The sequence below is a fragment of the Pseudomonas sp. TUM22785 genome, assembly GCF_028198105.1.
GTDB classification, from domain to species: Bacteria; Pseudomonadota; Gammaproteobacteria; order Pseudomonadales; family Pseudomonadaceae; genus Metapseudomonas; species Metapseudomonas solani.
Genome location: NZ_CP116239.1, coordinates 411,448 through 426,881, shown reverse-complemented (window position 1 = coordinate 426,881; position 15,434 = coordinate 411,448). Strand labels below are relative to the sequence as shown.

Sequence of the window (15,434 nt, the reverse complement as noted above, 5' to 3'; positions counted from 1 at the left end):
GGTCTATGGTTGTGCTCGTCCGTGGCATTCGCGGCCAGGGCCGCGAAGGGTGGATCAGTCGACGCGTTGGAACTTCAGGTCCCACACGCCATGGCCGAGACGCTCGCCACGACGTTCGAACTTGGTGATCGGGCGCTCTTCGGGGCGTGGCACATAACGCCCATCCTCCGCCAGATTGCGGTAGCCGGGGGCGACGTTCATCACCTCCAGCATGTGTTCAGCATAGTGCTCCCAATCGGTGGCCATGTGCAGCACGCCACCGATCCGCAGCTTGCTGCGCACCAGCTCGGCGAATGCCGGCTGGACGATACGGCGCTTGTGGTGGCGCGACTTGTGCCAGGGATCCGGGAAGAACAGCAGCACACGCTCGAGGCTGGCGTCGGCCACGCAGTCGCGCAGCACTTCCAGGGCGTCGCAGCTGTAGACGCGGATGTTGTTCAGGTTCTGGGTCATGGCGCCGTTGAGCAGCGCGCCGACGCCGGGGCGATGCACCTCGACGCCGATGAAGTCCTGCTCCGGCGCGGCGGCGGCCATCTCCAGGGTGGCGTGGCCCATGCCGAAACCGATCTCGAAGGTGCGCGGCGCAGTACGGCCGAACAGGGCATCGAAATCACGGGGGCCGTCGGCCAACTCGAGGCCGAATTTCGGCCAGCCCTGGTCGAGCCCGCGTTGCTGGCCTTCGGTCATGCGCCCGGCGCGCATCACGAAACTCTTGATGGTGCGGTGACGCACTTCGCCGGCTTCTGCCGGCGAGTCCTGCTGTTCAGTCATGGTTTATCTCAGCGGATCAGACCATCCAGCGGCGACGAGGCGCTGGCGTAGAGCTTGCGCGGCATGCGCCCTGCCAGGTAGGCGAGGCGGCCGGCGACGATGGCGTGCTTCATGGCCTCGCCCATCATCACCGGGTCCTGGGCATGGGCGATGGCGGTGTTCATCAACACGGCCTCGCACCCCAGTTCCATGGCGATGGTGGCATCGGAGGCGGTGCCCACACCGGCATCCACCAGCACGGGAACCTTGGCTTCCTCGAGGATGATGCGCAGGTTGTAGGGGTTGCAGATGCCCAGGCCCGAGCCGATCAGGCCGGCCAGGGGCATCACCGCGATGCAGCCGATCTCGGCCAGCTGGCGGGCGATGATGGGGTCATCGCTGGTGTAGACCATCACGTCGAAGCCTTCCTTGACCAGCACTTCGGCGGCCTTGAGGGTTTCGATCACGTTGGGGAAGAGGGTCTTCTGGTCAGCCAGCACTTCCAGCTTCACCAGGTTGTGGCCGTCGAGCAGCTCACGGGCCAGGCGGCAGGTGCGCACGGCTTCCACGGCGTCATAGCAACCGGCGGTGTTCGGCAGGATGGTGTAGCGGCTCGGCGGGATCACGTCGAGCAGGTTGGGCTCGCCGGGGTTCTGGCCGATGTTGGTGCGGCGCACCGCCACGGTGACGATCTCGGCGCCCGAGGCTTCGATGGCGCGGCGGGTCTCGTCGAGGTCCTTGTACTTGCCGGTGCCGACCAGCAGGCGCGACTCATAGGTACGACCCGCCAGGGTGAAAGGCTTGTCGATCGGCGTTTGGCTCATGAGGACTCCTAGCGGGCGGCCTAGCCGCCACCGATGGCGTGTACCACTTCGACCTGGTCGCCTTCGCTGAGCGCGGTGGCGGCATGCTGGCTGCGCGGCACGATATCGAGGTTGAGTTCGACCGCGACGCGGCGGCCAGTCAGGTCCAGGCGCACGATCAGGTCCGCGACGGTCTGGCCGTCGGGCAGCTCGAAGGGTTCGCCGTTCAACTGAATGTGCATGACGATGCGGTCACAACTTGAGGGGTCGGCATTCTAGCCCGATCCATGCCGATGACCAAGGCTGAATGGCGCCATTCGTCCTCATTTTTGACGCCAGGGTCAGACTTGGGACGATCAGCGTGCCGACAGTTGCCAAGCCGCCAGACCCAGGCACAGCCAGCCGCCGAGGAAGGCCACGCCGCCGAAGGGCGTGATGATGCCGAGCTTGCTGACACCGGTGAGGGTGAGCACATAGAGGCTGCCGGAGAACAGCAGGATGCCGAGGGCGAACAGCCCGCCGGCTGCGTTGACCAGGCGCCCCGGCAGGTGCAGAGACAGCAGCCCGACGCCGAACAGTGCAAGGGCGTGGATCAGCTGGTAATGGGTACCGGTCTGGAATACCGCCAGGTGCTCGGGGCTGAGGCGGGCCTTGAGGCCATGGGCGGCGAAAGCGCCGAGGGCGACGCCAGTGAACCCGGCGAAGGCGGAAAACAGCAGGAACAATCGGGCCATCGAAGACTCCAGACAAGTAGGAAGCGCCCGCTATAATGGCGCGCAAACCAGTCCCCGGCCAGCCCACGCATGTTCCGATCCCTCAGCCGTCGCCTGTTCAAACTGCTGCTCTGGTTCGCCGCCGGCTCGGTGCTGCTGGTGCTGGTTTTCCGCTGGGTGCCGCCACCGGGAACCATGCTGATGGTGGAGCGCAAGATCGAGTCCTGGGTCGACGGCCAGCCCATCGACCTGCAGCGCACCTGGCGCCCCTGGAAGGAACTGCCGGACGACCTGAAGATCGCGGTGATCGCCGCCGAGGACCAGAAGTTCGCCGAGCACTGGGGCTTCGACGTCCCGGCCATCCGCGCCGCCCTGGCCCATAACGAACGCGGCGGCTCGCTGCGCGGCGCTAGCACCCTGAGCCAGCAGGTGGCCAAGAACGTCTTCCTCTGGTCCGGCCGCAGCTGGCTGCGCAAGGGCCTGGAAGCCTGGTTCACCGGGCTGATCGAACTGCTCTGGTCGAAGCAGCGGATTCTCGAGGTCTATCTCAACAGCGCGGAATGGGGCAACGGCGTGTTCGGCGCCGAAGCCGCGGCCAAGCACCACTTCGGCATCGCCGCACCCTACCTGTCACGCCAGCAGTCGAGCCTGCTGGCCGCCGTGCTGCCCAACCCCCGCGAATGGAATGCCGGCCGCCCGGGGGGCTACGTCGCCCGCCGTGCCGGCTGGATCCGCCGGCAGATGGCCCAGCTGGGCGGCACTCACTACCTGGAGCAGCTCAAGCCGGCCACGCCGATCTGAGTCAGTGTTTCATCGCGCTGCGGGGCACCACGCGGACCAGATGCAGCTGTTCGTCCAGCACATGGGCGGTCAGCCCCTCGGTCGGATAGACCCAGGCTTCCCCCTCCCCCAACTGCAGGCGCAGGCGCGGCTGGCCGATGCTGGCGGCGAGGCGCTCCGCCGCCGGAGGCTGCTGCGGGCGTAGCTCCAGGGCGGCGATGCGATGGCCGGCCAGCTGCTCCAGCAGCTTCGGGCTCAGGGGCTGTTCGCCCTGGTTGCCGCCATCGCCCAGCGCCTTGAGCAGGCTTTCCCGCTCGCCCTCATCCAGCGCCAGCTCGGCTTCCAGGTTGCAGGCATCGGCACCCGCCCCCGTACTGCGGAACAGCAGGCGCGGCCCGGTACTGGCCGACTGCAGCCACAGCTCACCCGGAGCCTGGCCGTTCAGGGCGCCCAGGGTCAGGTTGCCCTCGGCCATGGGCTCCAGCAGCGGTTGCTGCCAGGCCGCGACCCAACCCAGGGGCTCCGCCGGGCCGGTGCTGCGCTGCAACCACAGCGCCAGGGAGAAGAACAGCAGCGCCACGGCGGTGAACAGCAGCCAGTGTTTCGGGCGGAAGGCGGGCATCGGCATGGTTTGCTCCGGGCAGAAAAAAGCCGCCCGTGAGGGCGGCTTCGGATGGGTCGCTGGCTTACGCCTGGATGAAGCCCTTGAGCTTGTTCATCGCATTCTTCTCCAACTGGCGGATACGCTCGGCGGAGACGTTGTACTTGGCGGCCAGGTCATGCAGCGTCGCCTTGTCCTCGGCCAGCCAACGCTGCTGGAGGATGTCACGGCTGCGCTCGTCCAGGCCTTCCAGCGCTTCGTGCAGGCTGGCGGTGGAGCTGTCGCTCCAGTCCGCTTCCTCCAGCTGGCGAGCCGGGTCGTAGCGATGGTCTTCCAGGTAATGGGCCGGCGACTGGTAGGCGGCATCGTCGTCGGCATCCGCCGCCGGGTCGAACGCCATGTCATGGCCGGTCAGCCTGCTTTCCATCTCCCGCACTTCACGCGGTTCCACACCCAGGCTCTCGGCCACGGCATGGACTTCGTCATTGTTCAGCCAGGCCAGACGCTTCTTCTGGCTGCGCAGGTTGAAGAACAGCTTGCGCTGCGCCTTGGTGGTGGCGACCTTGACGATGCGCCAGTTGCGCAGGATGAACTCGTGGATCTCAGCCTTGATCCAGTGCACCGCGAAGGACACCAGACGAACGCCCATTTCCGGGTTGAAGCGTTTCACGGCCTTCATCAGGCCGACGTTGCCTTCCTGGATCAGGTCGGCCTGTGCCAGACCATAGCCGGAATAGCTCTTGGCGATATGTACAACGAAGCGCAGGTGCGCCAACACCATTTGCCGCGCCGCTTCCAGATCCTGTTGGTAGAAGAGGCGTTCGGCCAATTCGCGCTCCTGCTCGGGGGTCAGCAGCGGAATGCCGTTGACCGCATGCACATAGGCATCCAGGTTCGCACCGGGAGCCAGGGCATAGACAGGTTGCAGGGAAGTGGTCATGCGAATCCTCCGATTCACTAAGCTCGCGCAGTTTAGCACTGGCTTTTATGACTGCAAGGGGGCGTAAAAGTTTCGTTACACCCCATCCATGGGCAGCCTTTTACAAGGGGTTTCTAGCGCGGCGCCAATTCGCTGAGATGACGCGCCACGGCCAGCCAGGCGCCAATGTATCCCAGCAGCACGGCCCCCAGAAGCAGGGATAGACCATCGGCTAATGGCACGCCGCCCAGGGCGAAGTCGCTGCCGTACAGGCCGGCCAGGCGGACCACTGCATCGTTCAGCCAATTCAGGCCGAAGGCCAGCACCAGCCAGGACAGCAGCCCGGCGCCGATGCCATAGAGCGCGCCCATATAAAGGAAGGGACGCCGCACGTAGGCATCGGTTCCACCGACCAGCTTGATGACTTCGATCTCGGTGCGGCGGTTCTCGATGTGCAGGCGGATGGTGTTGCCGATCACCAGCAGCAGCGCCGACACCAGCAGCAGGGTCAGACCGAAGACGAAACGCTCGCCCAGCTTGAGGATCGCCGACAGGCGCTCCACCCAGACCAGGTCGAGCTGGGCCTGCTGCACCTTGGGCAGCTCGGCCAGGCGCAGGCGCAGGGCTTCGAGGGTGGTCTTATCGACTTCCTTGGGCGTCACCAGGATCACCCCGGGCAGTGGGTTCTCCGGCAGCTCCTTGAGCGCCTGGCCCAGACCGGACTGCTGCTGGAACTCGTCCAGCGCCTGTTCACGGCTGATCCATTCGACCTCGGCGACATCCGCCATACCGGTGATTTCTTCGCGCAGCCTCTGGCCGTCGGCTTCGCCGGCGTCCATCTGCAGGAACAGCGAGATCTGTGCGGCGCGCTGCCAGGAGCCACCCAGGCGCTCGACATTGTTGAGCAGCAAAGACAGGCCCATGGGCAGGCTCAGGGCGATGGCCATCACCAGGCTGGTAAAGAAACTGCCGATGGGCTGGCGGCCCAGGCGGCGCAGGCTGTCCACCAGGCTGGCGCGGTGCGCTTCCAGCCAGGCGTGCAGTAAGGCACTGAAATCCGGGCCTTCCTCGCCGTCTTTCTGCGGTTCGGTCGGCTTGGCGGTGGCGCCCACGCGCTCGGCGGGTTTGGGCGGCGGCATGCGGGTGGCACTCATCAGCCGGCCTCCCCGTCGCCGATCAGGCGGCCACGTTGCAGGGTGAGCATGCGGTGACGCATGCGCGCGATCAGTGCCAGGTCGTGGCTGGCGATCAGAACCGTGGTGCCCAAGCGGTTGATGTCCTCGAAGACGCCCATGATCTCGGCCGCCAGGCGCGGGTCGAGGTTGCCGGTGGGTTCGTCCGCCAGCAGCAGGGCCGGGCGATGCACCACCGCGCGGGCGATGCCGACGCGTTGCTGCTGGCCCGTGGAAAGGTCGGCCGGGTACAACTCGGCCTTGTCGGCCAGGGACACCCGCTCCAGCGCCACGCCGACGCGCTTGGCGATCTCGGGCTTGGCCAGGCCGAGGATCTGCAGCGGCAGGGCGACGTTGTCGAACACGGTGCGGTCGAACAACAACTGGTGGTTCTGGAACACCACGCCGATCTGCCGGCGCAGGAAGGGGATCTGCGAGGTGGTGATCTGCGACAGGTCCTGGCCGGCCAGTAGCAGCTTGCCGGTGGTCGGGCGTTCCATGGCCAGCAGCAGGCGCAGCAGGGTGCTCTTGCCGGCGCCGGAGTGGCCGGTGACGAAGAGGAACTCGCCGCGACGCACGCGGAAGCTCAGTTCATGCAGGCCGACGTGGCCATTGGGATAGCGCTTGCCCACCTGCTCGAAACGGATCATGCGCGCTCCCGCTCCGCGAACAGCGCACGCACGAAGGACTCGGCTTCGAAGTCGCGCAGGTCGTCGATGCCCTCGCCAACGCCGATATAGCGGATCGGCAAGGCGAACTGCTTGGCCAGGGCGAAGATCACCCCGCCCTTGGCGGTGCCGTCGAGCTTGGTCAGCGCCAGGCCGGAGAGGTTGACCGCCTGGTGGAACTGCTTGGCCTGGTTGATGGCGTTCTGGCCGGTGCCGGCGTCCAGCACCAGCAGCACCTCGTGGGGAGCGCTTTCGTCCAGCTTGCCGATCACGCGGCGCACCTTCTTCAGCTCCTCCATCAGGTTGTCCTTGGTGTGCAGGCGGCCGGCGGTGTCGGCGATCAGCACGTCGATGCCACGGGCCTTGGCGGCCTGCACGGCATCGAAGATCACGGAGGCGGAATCGGCACCGGTGTGCTGGGCGATCACGGAGATATTGTTGCGCTCACCCCAGACCTGCAGCTGCTCCACGGCAGCGGCACGGAAGGTGTCGCCCGCAGCGAGCATGACCTTCTTGCCCTCCAGCTGCAGCTTCTTGGCCAGCTTGCCGATGGTGGTGGTCTTGCCGACGCCGTTCACGCCGACCACGAGGATCACGTAGGGGCGCTTCTCGGCATCGATCCGCAGGGGCTGCTCCACCGGCTTGAGCAGCGCGGCGAGTTCGTCCTGCAGGGCTTTGTACAGGGCATCGCTGTCGGCCAGCTGCTTGCGCGCGACCTTCTGGGTCAGGCTCTGGACGATGGCGGTGGTGGCCTCGACGCCGACGTCGGCGGTGAGCAGGCGGGTCTCGATCTCATCCAGCAGGTCGTCATCGATGGCCTTGCGCCCGAGGAACAGGCTGGCCATGCCTTCGCCCAGGCTGGCGCTGGTCTTCGACAGGCCCTGCTTGAGGCGGGCGAAGAAGCCGGCCTTGGCGGCCTCGGTCACCGGTTGCGGCTGAGCCGGCGCGGCGACGGGGGCTTCGACTACGGGCTCAGGAATGAGCTCAGGAGTGGGTTCGGCAACCGCAGCAGGAACAGGCACTTCGACCACCGGTGCCGGAGCGGGCGCTTCGACGATGGGTGCGGGTGCGCTGGCGACCGCCTCGACCGGCGCCGCAGGTGCGGGTGCGGGTGCAGGTGCAGGTGCAGGTGCAGGTGCAGGTGCAGGTGCAGGTGCAGCAGGCTCGGCGGGAGCCGGCGCCACGTCAACCGGCGCTTGCGGCGCAGCGGGTGTCGGCTGGGGCTGCGGCTCTGACGCTGGGGCAGCGACCGGTGCGACCTCGGCAACGGGCTCGACCACCGGTGCAGGCGCAACCGGCTGCGCCTCGGCAGCGGGCAGCTCAGGCTGGGTGGGTTCTGCGGGCGGCACGGGGGCCGCTTCCTGCGGTTTCTTGCGCAGCCAGCCGAACAGGGATTTTTTCTCAGCGGCCTCGGCCGGCGTCTTCTTGTCGTCGTTGGAACCAAACATGGGTAGCTTGTATCTCAAGGAGCGGCCGCTCTGGGCCTGGCCCGGTAGCGTCGCCGTGCCGGAAAGGGATGGAGTATCCTAGCACCTCTTCGCCCGCAGGCGGTACGTCCGCCGGGGCCGTCCGAAAGGTCAAAATCATCGATGAAAGCGATTGCCCGCCACGCCGCCGGCCTGCTGTTCGGCGCCCTTTGTCTGCCGATGGCTGTTCATGCCGCAGAAGCTCAACCCACCCATGAATACACCCTCGAAAACGGCCTGAAAATTGTCGTCAGAGAAGACCACAGAGCCCCGGTGGTAGTTTCCCAGCTCTGGTACAAGGTCGGCTCCAGCTACGAGACGCCCGGCCAGACCGGCCTCTCCCACGCCCTCGAACACATGATGTTCAAGGGCAGCCGCAAGCTCGGCCCGGGCGAGGCTTCCCTGGTGCTGCGCGACCTCGGCGCCGAGGAAAACGCCTTCACCAGCGACGACTACACCGCCTATTACCAGGTCCTGGCCCGTGACCGCCTGAGCGTCGCCTTCGAACTGGAAGCCGACCGCATGGCCAGCCTGCGCCTGCCGCCGGAAGAGTTCGAGCGCGAGATCGAGGTGATCAAGGAGGAGCGCCGCCTGCGCACCGACGACCGCCCCACCGCCAAGGCCTTCGAACGCTTCAAGGCCATGGCCTATCCCGCCAGCGGCTACCACACCCCCACCATCGGCTGGATGGCCGACCTGGACCGCATGAAGGTCGAGGAGCTGCGCCACTGGTACGAATCCTGGTACGTGCCCAACAACGCCACCCTGGTGGTGGTCGGCGACGTCAAGGGCGAAGAGGTCAAGGCCCTGGCCCAGCGCTGGTTCGGTGGCATCCCCAGCCGCGCCGTGCCGCCCTCCAAGAAGCCCCTGGAGCTGGCCGCCCCCGGCGAGCGCCGCATCGTCCTGCACGTGAAGACCCAACTGCCGAGCCTGATCATGGGCTTCAACGTTCCCGGTCTCGCCACCGCCAAGGAGCCGCGCCAGGTGCATGCCCTGCGCCTGATCTCCGCGCTGCTCGACGGCGGCTACAGCGCCCGCCTGCCCAGCCGCCTGGAGCGTGGCGAGGAGCTGGTGAGCGGCGCCTCCGCCAACTACGACGGCTACCCGCGCGGCGACAGCCTGTTCATGCTCAGCGCCATGCCCAACGTGCAGAAGGGCAAGACCCTGGAGCAGACCGAAGCCGGCCTGTGGAAGGAGCTGGACGACCTGAAGAACAACCCGCCGAGCGACGAGGAACTCAAGCGCGTACGGGCCCAGGTGATCGCCGGGCTGGTTTACGAGCGCGACTCCATCACCAGCCAGGCAACCACCATCGGCCAGCTGGAAACCGTCGGCCTGTCCTGGAAACTAATCGACCAGGACCTCGCCGCCCTGGAAGCCGTCACCCCGGCCGACATCCAGGCCGCCGCCAAGACCTTCTTCACCCGCGACCGCCTCAGCGTCGCCCACGTCCTGCCCGAGGAGGCTAGCCATGAGTGAGCGCAACGGCCTGCGATACGGCCTGCGATACGGCCTGCTCGGCCTGGCCCTGATCGCCCTGCTGGGCGTCCTGCTGTTCATCGTCGTCGACCGCACCCCGCCGGCCCTGGCCGCCGAGGCCGATGAGCCGCCGAAGCTCGAATCCATCGCCGAGCTGGACGGCAAGGCCCCGGCCCGCCGTGACCTGGACATCCAGACCTGGGAAACCGCCGAAGGCGCCAAGGTGCTCTTCGTCGCCGCCCCCGAGTTGCCGATGTTCGACCTGCGCCTGACCTTCGCCGCCGGCAGCAGCCAGGACGGCGACACCCCCGGCCTCGCCACCCTGACCAACGCCATGCTCAACGAAGGCGTGAAGGGCAAGGACGTCACCGCCATCGCCGAGGGCTTCGAAGGCCTCGGCGCCGACTTCAGCAATGGTGCCTACCGCGACATGGCCGTGGCCGGCCTGCGCAGCCTGACCGACCCGAAACTGCGTGACCCGGCCCTGGAGCTGTTCACCCAGGTCATCGGCGCGCCGACCTTCCCCGAGGACTCCCTCGCGCGGATCAAGAACCAGATGCTCGCCGGCTTCGAGTACCAGAAGCAGAACCCTGGCAAGCTCGCGGGCCTGGCGCTGTTCGACAAGCTCTACGGCAAGCACCCCTACGCCCACTCCAGCGAGGGTGACGAGAAGTCCATCCCCGGCATCGGCATCGCCCAGCTGCAGGCCTTCCACAAGAAAGCCTACGCCGCCGGCAACGTGGTGATCGCCTTGGTCGGCGACCTCTCCCGCGCGGAAGCCGAAGCCATCGCCAAGCGTGTGTCCGAAGCCCTGCCGAAAGGACCGAAGCTGGCCAAGGTGGCCACGCCCGAAACGCCCAAGCCGGGCACCACGCACATCGAGTTCCCCTCGGCGCAGACCCACCTGATGCTGGCCCAGCTCGGCATCGACCGTAACGAGCCCGACTACGCCGCGCTCTACCTGGGCAACCAGATCCTCGGCGGCGGCGGCTTCGGCACCCGGCTGATGGAAGAGGTGCGCGAGAAGCGCGGCCTGACCTACGGCGTCAGCTCCGGCTTCACCGCCATGCAGGTCGCCGGCCCCTTCATGATCGGCCTGCAAACCCGCGCCGAGCTGAGCGACGGCACCCTCAAGCTGGTCAAGGACATCGTCCGCGATTACCTGGCCAAGGGCCCGACGCAGAAGGAACTGGACGACGCCAAGCGCGAACTGGCCGGCAGCTTCCCGCTGTCCACCGCGAGCAACGCCGACATCGTCGGCCAGCTCGGCGCCATCGGCTTCTACGGCCTGCCGCTGACCTACCTGGAAGACTTCATGAAACAGGTGCAGGGGCTCGATGTCGAACAGGTCAAGGCCGCCATGGACAAGCACCTGAACCCGGACAGCTTCGTCATCGTCACCGCCGGCCCGACCGTTCCCCAGAAGGAACTGCCGGCACCGACCGAGAAGCGTTTCAAACCCAGCTTTGGCATCCCGGAGCACTGATGGCCGCACGTTCGCCGAAGAAAGCCCCAGCCCCCCACGGGGGCCAGGGCCAGTTACGCATCATCGGTGGCGAGTGGCGTTCGCGCCGCTTCGCCTTCCCCGACGGCCCGGGCCTGCGTCCGACGCCGGACCGGGTGCGCGAAACCCTGTTCAACTGGCTCGCCCCCTATGTGGAAGGTGCGCGGGTGCTCGACCCCTTCACCGGCAGCGGCGCGCTGTACCTGGAGGCGCTGTCCCGCGGCGCCCAGGAAGCCCTGGCCCTGGACCTCAACCCCGACTCGGTCGCTGCCCTGCGCACCACCCTGGACACCCTCGGTTGCGGTGCCGGCCAACTGCTGCAGGCCGACGCCTTGCGCTACCTGGCCACCCAGACGCCACGCCCCTACGACCTGGTGTTCCTCGACCCGCCCTTCAACCTCAACCTGCTGCAGCCGGCCTGCGCGCTGCTGGAGGAGAACGGCTGGCTGGCCGCCGACGCCTGGATCTACACCGAGAGCGAGAGCGCGCCGTCCAGCCTGGGCCTGCCCGGCAACTGGCGCCTGCACCGGGAGAAGAAGGCCAGCACCGTGCACTACGCCCTGTGGCATCGCCAGGCGTGAGCGACTTCAACCCCGCCTGGTGGCTGCCGGGCCCACACCTGCAGACCCTCTGGTCGCCCTTCTGCCGCAAGCCCCCGCAGCTGGAACGCCGGCGCGAGCGCCTGTGGCTGGAGGATGGTGACTTCCTCGACCTCGACTGGCACGGCCCCCACGACGCCGAGGCGCCGCTGGTGCTGGTGCTCCACGGCCTCACCGGCTCGTCCAGTTCGCTCTACGTGCTCGGCCTGCAGCAGCAGCTCGCCGCGCGCGGCTGGTCCAGCGTGGCGATCAACTGGCGCGGCTGTTCGGGCGAGCCCAACCTGCTGCCCCGGGGCTACCACTCCGGGGCCAGCGAAGACCTCGCCGCCACCGTCGAACACCTGCGCCGCGTGCGGCCGCTGGCACCGCTGTACGCCGTCGGCTACTCCCTGGGCGGCAACGTGCTGCTCAAGTACCTGGGTGAAAGTGGCGAAGGCTGCACCCTGAGCGGTGCCGTCGCGGTCTCGGTGCCCTTCCGTCTGGACCAGTGCGCCGACCGCATCGGCGCCGGTTTCTCGCGGGTCTACCAGCGCCACTTCATGCGCGAGATGGTCGCCTACGTGCGCGACAAGCAGCGCCTGTTCGCCCACCAGGGCCAGGCCGACCGCCTCTCGGTGCTGGAGAAGCTCGGCCCGCTGGACGGCATGCGCACCTTCTGGGATTTCGACGGCCGCATCACCGCGCCCCTGCACGGCTACGCCGACGCCGACGACTACTACCGCCGCGCCTCCAGCCGCTACTTCCTCGGTGAAATCCGCGTGCCGGCACTACTGATCCAGGCCGCCGACGACCCCTTCGTGTTCCGCCACAGCATCCCCGAGGCCCATGAGCTGTCCGCCAGCACGCGCCTGGAGTTGCATGAGAAAGGGGGCCATGTCGGCTTCATCGGCGGTACGCCGGGCACGCCCGACTACTACCTGGAACGGCGCATCCCGCAGTGGCTGGCGGGGCTGGCCCGCTAGCCCTGCACCACCAGGTCGAGGGGCACGTAGAGCTTCTCGTAGAGAGCCGCCACCGCCTCCTGCGCCTCGGCGGCGATATAGCCCCCCTCCAGCGCCAGCACCTGGTAGATGCCACGGCGCAGCATCTCTTCATTGAGGTCGCCCGGGTCGCCCCGCGTGGTGCAGAGGAAGCGCACCCAGGAGGTCATGATGATCCAGCTGTTCAGGGCTAGGGCCTCGATCTGCGCGTCGTTCATCAGCAGGATGCCGACCTCGACGAACCCCCGGTAGATGGCCTGGGCATGCCCCAGGCAGCGCTGGGCGAAGACCCGGTAGCGCGCCGCCAGCTCGGCGTCGGACTCCAGCAGGTGCTCGAGGTCGCGGTGCAGGAAGCGGTAATGCCACATCGCCGCCAGCAGCGCCTCCAGGTAGAAGGTCTTGTCCTCCACCGTCAGGGCGCGGTCCTGGGGCAGGCGCAGGAAGGCGTCGACCCGTGATTCGTACTCGGCGAACAGCTCGGCGATGATCACCTGCTTGTTACGGAAGTGGTAATAGAGGTTGCCCGGCGACATCCCCAGGTGCGCGGCGATGTGGTTGGTGGTGACGTTGCGCTCCCCCTGGGCGTTGAACAGCTCCAGGCTGGATTGCACGATTCGCTCGCGGGTCTTGATACGTGGGGCCATGCGCGGATCGGTCTCACTGCTGCCGGAAGTCGGCGAGGGTAACAAAACTACACAGAGTCCCGGAACAGACAGTACTCCTGCAGCGTTCCGCGTGCCGTTTCGCGCCCTGTTTGTGTGGTCTCCGCGCCCCGTGCCCAGGCCGTCTGGAGGTCAGCCCAACTTTTCGTTTGGTAGGCAGGCCGGCCATGTCGCGGCATGCTATTTGACACACTAGAGCAATTACTCTAAAAATCCAGCACCGGTTCTCAACAATAACTAGAGAGGTGTCGCTCATGGTCGCCGACGTAGCTTATCTGCAGCAGGCCCAGCAGCAGATCAACCAGCTCGAAGAGCTGTTCGCCCGCCAACGTGCCGCCTATGGCGACAATCCGATGCCCAGCGCCGACCAGCGCATCCAGTGGCTCAAATCCCTGCGTGACCTGATCTTCAACGAGCAGGACGCGCTGATCCGTGCCATCAGCCAGGACTTCAGCAACCGCTCGGCGGACGAAACCCTGCTGGCCGAGATCATGCCCAGCCTGCACGGCATCCATTACGCCAAGAACCGCGTGCGCCGCTGGATGAAGCCCTCGCGCCGCTCCGTCGGCATGGCCTTCCAGCCGGCCTCCGCCAAGGTCATCTACCAGCCCCTGGGCGTGGTCGGCGTCATCGTCCCCTGGAACTACCCGCTGTTCCTCGCCCTCGGCCCCCTGGTGGGCGCGCTGGCCGCCGGCAACCGGGTGATGGTGAAGATGAGCGAGTCCACCCCCGCCACCTCCCAGCTGTTCAAGGAGCTGATGGCGCGCATCTTCCCCGAGGACCTGGTCGCCGTGTGCCTGGGCGAGGCCGATGTCGGCGTCGCCTTCTCCAAGCTGCCCTTCGACCACCTGCTGTTCACCGGCGCCACCAGCATCGGCCGCCATGTGATGCGCGCCGCCGCCGAGAACCTCACCCCGGTGACCCTGGAGCTGGGCGGCAAGTCGCCGGCCATCGTCTCCCAGGACGTGCCCCTGGACCACGCCGCCGAGCGCATCGCCTTCGGCAAGACCATGAACGCCGGGCAGACCTGCGTCGCCCCCGACTACGTGCTGGTGCCCAAGGACCGCGTCGAGGGCTTCGTCGAGGCCTATCGCGCCGCGGTGAAATCCTTCTACCCGCAGCTGCAGAACAACCCGGACTACACCGCGATCATCAACGAGCGCCAGGTGCAGCGCCTCAACGGCTACCTGCAGGACGCCGAAGCCAAGGGCGCGCGCCTGGTCCCGCTGTTCCCCGAAGCCCAGGGCCGGCGCCTGCCGCACACCGTGGTCCTCAACGTGAAGGACGACATGAAGCTGATGCAGGACGAGATCTTCGGCCCGCTGCTGCCCATCGTCCCCTACGAGCGCCTCGACCAGGCCTTCGCTTACATCAACCAGCGCCCCCGCCCGCTGGCGCTCTACTACTTCGGTTACGACAAGCGCGAGCAGCAGCGCGTGCTGCATGAAACCCACTCCGGCGGCGTGTGCCTCAACGACACCCTGCTGCACGTGGCCCAGGACGACATGCCCTTCGGCGGCGTCGGCCCCTCGGGCATGGGCCACTACCACGGGCATGAAGGGTTCCTCACCTTCAGCAAGGCCAAGGGCGTGTTCATCAAGCAGCGCTTCAACGCCGCCCGGATGATCTACCCGCCCTACGGCAAATCGATCCAGAAACTGGTCTACAAGCTTTTCGTGCGCTAAAGCCCCCCTAAGGATTAGACGGGTACATAACAACAATGACCGAGACCACCCTGAACGCGCCGGGACTTTCCCGGCGCAGCCTGCTCAAAGTCGGCCTGTTCGGCTCTGCCTTCCTCGCCACGGCCGGCGTCACCGCCACCCTTTCCGGCTGCTCCGCCAGCGTCCCGGCCAACGGCCTGGCGATCCTGCGGGACTCCGACCTGCCGTTCCTGCGCGCCCTGATCCCGGTGATGCTCGATGGCGCGGTCAGCGCCGAACAGATGCCGCAAGCCGTGGCCGGCACCATCCAGAGCCTGGACTACGCCCTGGACCGGCTGTCCCCGGAGATGCTCAAGCTCACCGTGCAGCTCTTCGACGTGCTTGCCCTGCCCATCACTCGGGGGCCGCTCACCGGCGTCTGGGGCAGCTGGGAAAACGCCAGCGCCGAGGACGTGAGCAACTTCCTCCACCGCTGGCAGAACAGCTTCATCGGCCTGCTGAAGATGGGGCACGCCTCCCTGCTGCAGCTGGTGATGATGGCCTGGTACAGCAGGCAGGAAGCCTGGGCGCATTGCGGCTACCCCGGTCCGCCGACCGTCTGACCGCGCCCACCACAACGACAAGAAACACCACTCGACCCGGCGCCGGCCATCACCGGCCGCTGTCGGCGAGAC

Annotated in this window: 16 protein-coding genes and 1 pseudogene; 7 read left to right on the top strand and 10 right to left on the bottom strand. The window is 67.1% G+C overall.

All coding sequences use genetic code 11. The features are described 5' to 3' along the window. Positions 1-54: 54 nt before the first annotated feature. The 4 genes from trmB to PI990_RS02025 form a co-directional block, all read right to left on the bottom strand. Positions 55-771 (bottom strand): tRNA (guanosine(46)-N7)-methyltransferase TrmB, encoded by a 717-nt coding sequence (trmB, locus tag PI990_RS02040; RefSeq protein WP_271659694.1) that lies wholly within the window; start codon positions 769-771, stop codon positions 55-57. An 8-nt stretch (positions 772-779) separates the two neighbouring features. Then, positions 780-1,574, bottom strand: a complete 795-nt coding sequence (locus tag PI990_RS02035) for a thiazole synthase (RefSeq protein ID WP_043240872.1) — start codon at positions 1,572-1,574, stop codon at positions 780-782. Between the two features lie 20 nt (positions 1,575-1,594). Further along, a complete protein-coding gene (gene thiS, locus PI990_RS02030; RefSeq protein ID WP_043240875.1) occupies positions 1,595-1,795 on the bottom strand; it encodes a sulfur carrier protein ThiS in 201 nt (66 codons plus the stop codon). 114 nt (positions 1,796-1,909) lie between these two features. Further along, a complete protein-coding gene (locus PI990_RS02025; RefSeq protein WP_021218343.1) occupies positions 1,910-2,287 on the bottom strand; it encodes a DUF423 domain-containing protein in 378 nt (125 codons plus the stop codon). A gap of 69 nt (positions 2,288-2,356) precedes the next feature. Between PI990_RS02025 and mtgA the strand changes: the two genes are divergently transcribed. Beyond that, positions 2,357-3,067, top strand: coding sequence for a monofunctional biosynthetic peptidoglycan transglycosylase (mtgA, locus tag PI990_RS02020; RefSeq protein ID WP_271659693.1), 711 nt, complete (start codon positions 2,357-2,359; stop codon positions 3,065-3,067). A gap of 1 nt (position 3,068) precedes the next feature. On the opposite strand, the gene PI990_RS02015 is transcribed toward mtgA, so the two are convergent. From PI990_RS02015 to ftsY, 5 genes are all read right to left on the bottom strand, one after another. Next, positions 3,069-3,674, bottom strand: coding sequence for a hypothetical protein (locus PI990_RS02015; protein WP_271659692.1), 606 nt, complete (start codon positions 3,672-3,674; stop codon positions 3,069-3,071). Positions 3,675-3,732: 58 nt separating this feature from the next. Beyond that, the gene (gene rpoH / locus PI990_RS02010) at positions 3,733-4,587 is read right to left on the bottom strand and encodes an RNA polymerase sigma factor RpoH (RefSeq protein ID WP_021218340.1); all 855 of its coding nucleotides are present in this window, start codon (positions 4,585-4,587) and stop codon (positions 3,733-3,735) included. Between the two features lie 113 nt (positions 4,588-4,700). Continuing rightward, positions 4,701-5,720 carry a permease-like cell division protein FtsX gene (ftsX, locus tag PI990_RS02005; protein WP_021218339.1) on the bottom strand — a complete coding sequence of 340 codons (1,020 nt, stop codon included), beginning with the start codon at positions 5,718-5,720 and terminating at the stop codon, positions 4,701-4,703. After that, complete coding sequence (gene ftsE / locus PI990_RS02000) at positions 5,720-6,388, bottom strand: cell division ATP-binding protein FtsE (protein WP_021218338.1); 669 nt, start codon at positions 6,386-6,388, stop codon at positions 5,720-5,722. Before ftsE ends, ftsX begins: the two co-directional genes overlap by 1 nt. Then, positions 6,385-7,854: a signal recognition particle-docking protein FtsY gene (gene ftsY, locus PI990_RS01995; RefSeq protein WP_271659691.1), complete on the bottom strand. Its 1,470-nt coding sequence runs from the start codon at positions 7,852-7,854 to the stop codon at positions 6,385-6,387. Before ftsY ends, ftsE begins: the two co-directional genes overlap by 4 nt. A 68-nt stretch (positions 7,855-7,922) precedes the next feature. Here ftsY and PI990_RS01990 point away from each other — a divergent pair. From PI990_RS01990 to PI990_RS01975, 4 genes and pseudogenes are all read left to right on the top strand, one after another. Next, positions 7,923-9,351, top strand: a pseudogene (locus PI990_RS01990) (M16 family metallopeptidase). After that, a complete protein-coding gene (locus PI990_RS01985) occupies positions 9,344-10,837 on the top strand; it encodes a M16 family metallopeptidase (protein WP_271659690.1) in 1,494 nt (497 codons plus the stop codon). The pseudogene PI990_RS01990 and the gene PI990_RS01985 overlap by 8 nt, the downstream one beginning before the upstream one ends. Beyond that, positions 10,837-11,436 (top strand): 16S rRNA (guanine(966)-N(2))-methyltransferase RsmD, encoded by a 600-nt coding sequence (rsmD, locus tag PI990_RS01980; protein ID WP_021218334.1) that lies wholly within the window; start codon positions 10,837-10,839, stop codon positions 11,434-11,436. Before PI990_RS01985 ends, rsmD begins: the two co-directional genes overlap by 1 nt. After that, the gene (locus PI990_RS01975) at positions 11,433-12,416 is read left to right on the top strand and encodes a hydrolase (protein WP_271659689.1); all 984 of its coding nucleotides are present in this window, start codon (positions 11,433-11,435) and stop codon (positions 12,414-12,416) included. The genes rsmD and PI990_RS01975 overlap by 4 nt, the downstream gene beginning before the upstream one ends. On the opposite strand, the gene PI990_RS01970 is transcribed toward PI990_RS01975, so the two are convergent. Continuing rightward, positions 12,413-13,078, bottom strand: coding sequence for a TetR/AcrR family transcriptional regulator (locus PI990_RS01970; protein ID WP_021218332.1), 666 nt, complete (start codon positions 13,076-13,078; stop codon positions 12,413-12,415). The genes PI990_RS01975 and PI990_RS01970 overlap by 4 nt on opposite strands. A gap of 272 nt (positions 13,079-13,350) precedes the next feature. Between PI990_RS01970 and PI990_RS01965 the strand changes: the two genes are divergently transcribed. Continuing rightward, a complete protein-coding gene (locus tag PI990_RS01965) occupies positions 13,351-14,781 on the top strand; it encodes a coniferyl aldehyde dehydrogenase (RefSeq protein ID WP_021218331.1) in 1,431 nt (476 codons plus the stop codon). Between the two features lie 35 nt (positions 14,782-14,816). Next, complete coding sequence (locus PI990_RS01960) at positions 14,817-15,362, top strand: hypothetical protein (protein WP_021218330.1); 546 nt, start codon at positions 14,817-14,819, stop codon at positions 15,360-15,362. Positions 15,363-15,434 lie beyond the last annotated feature (72 nt).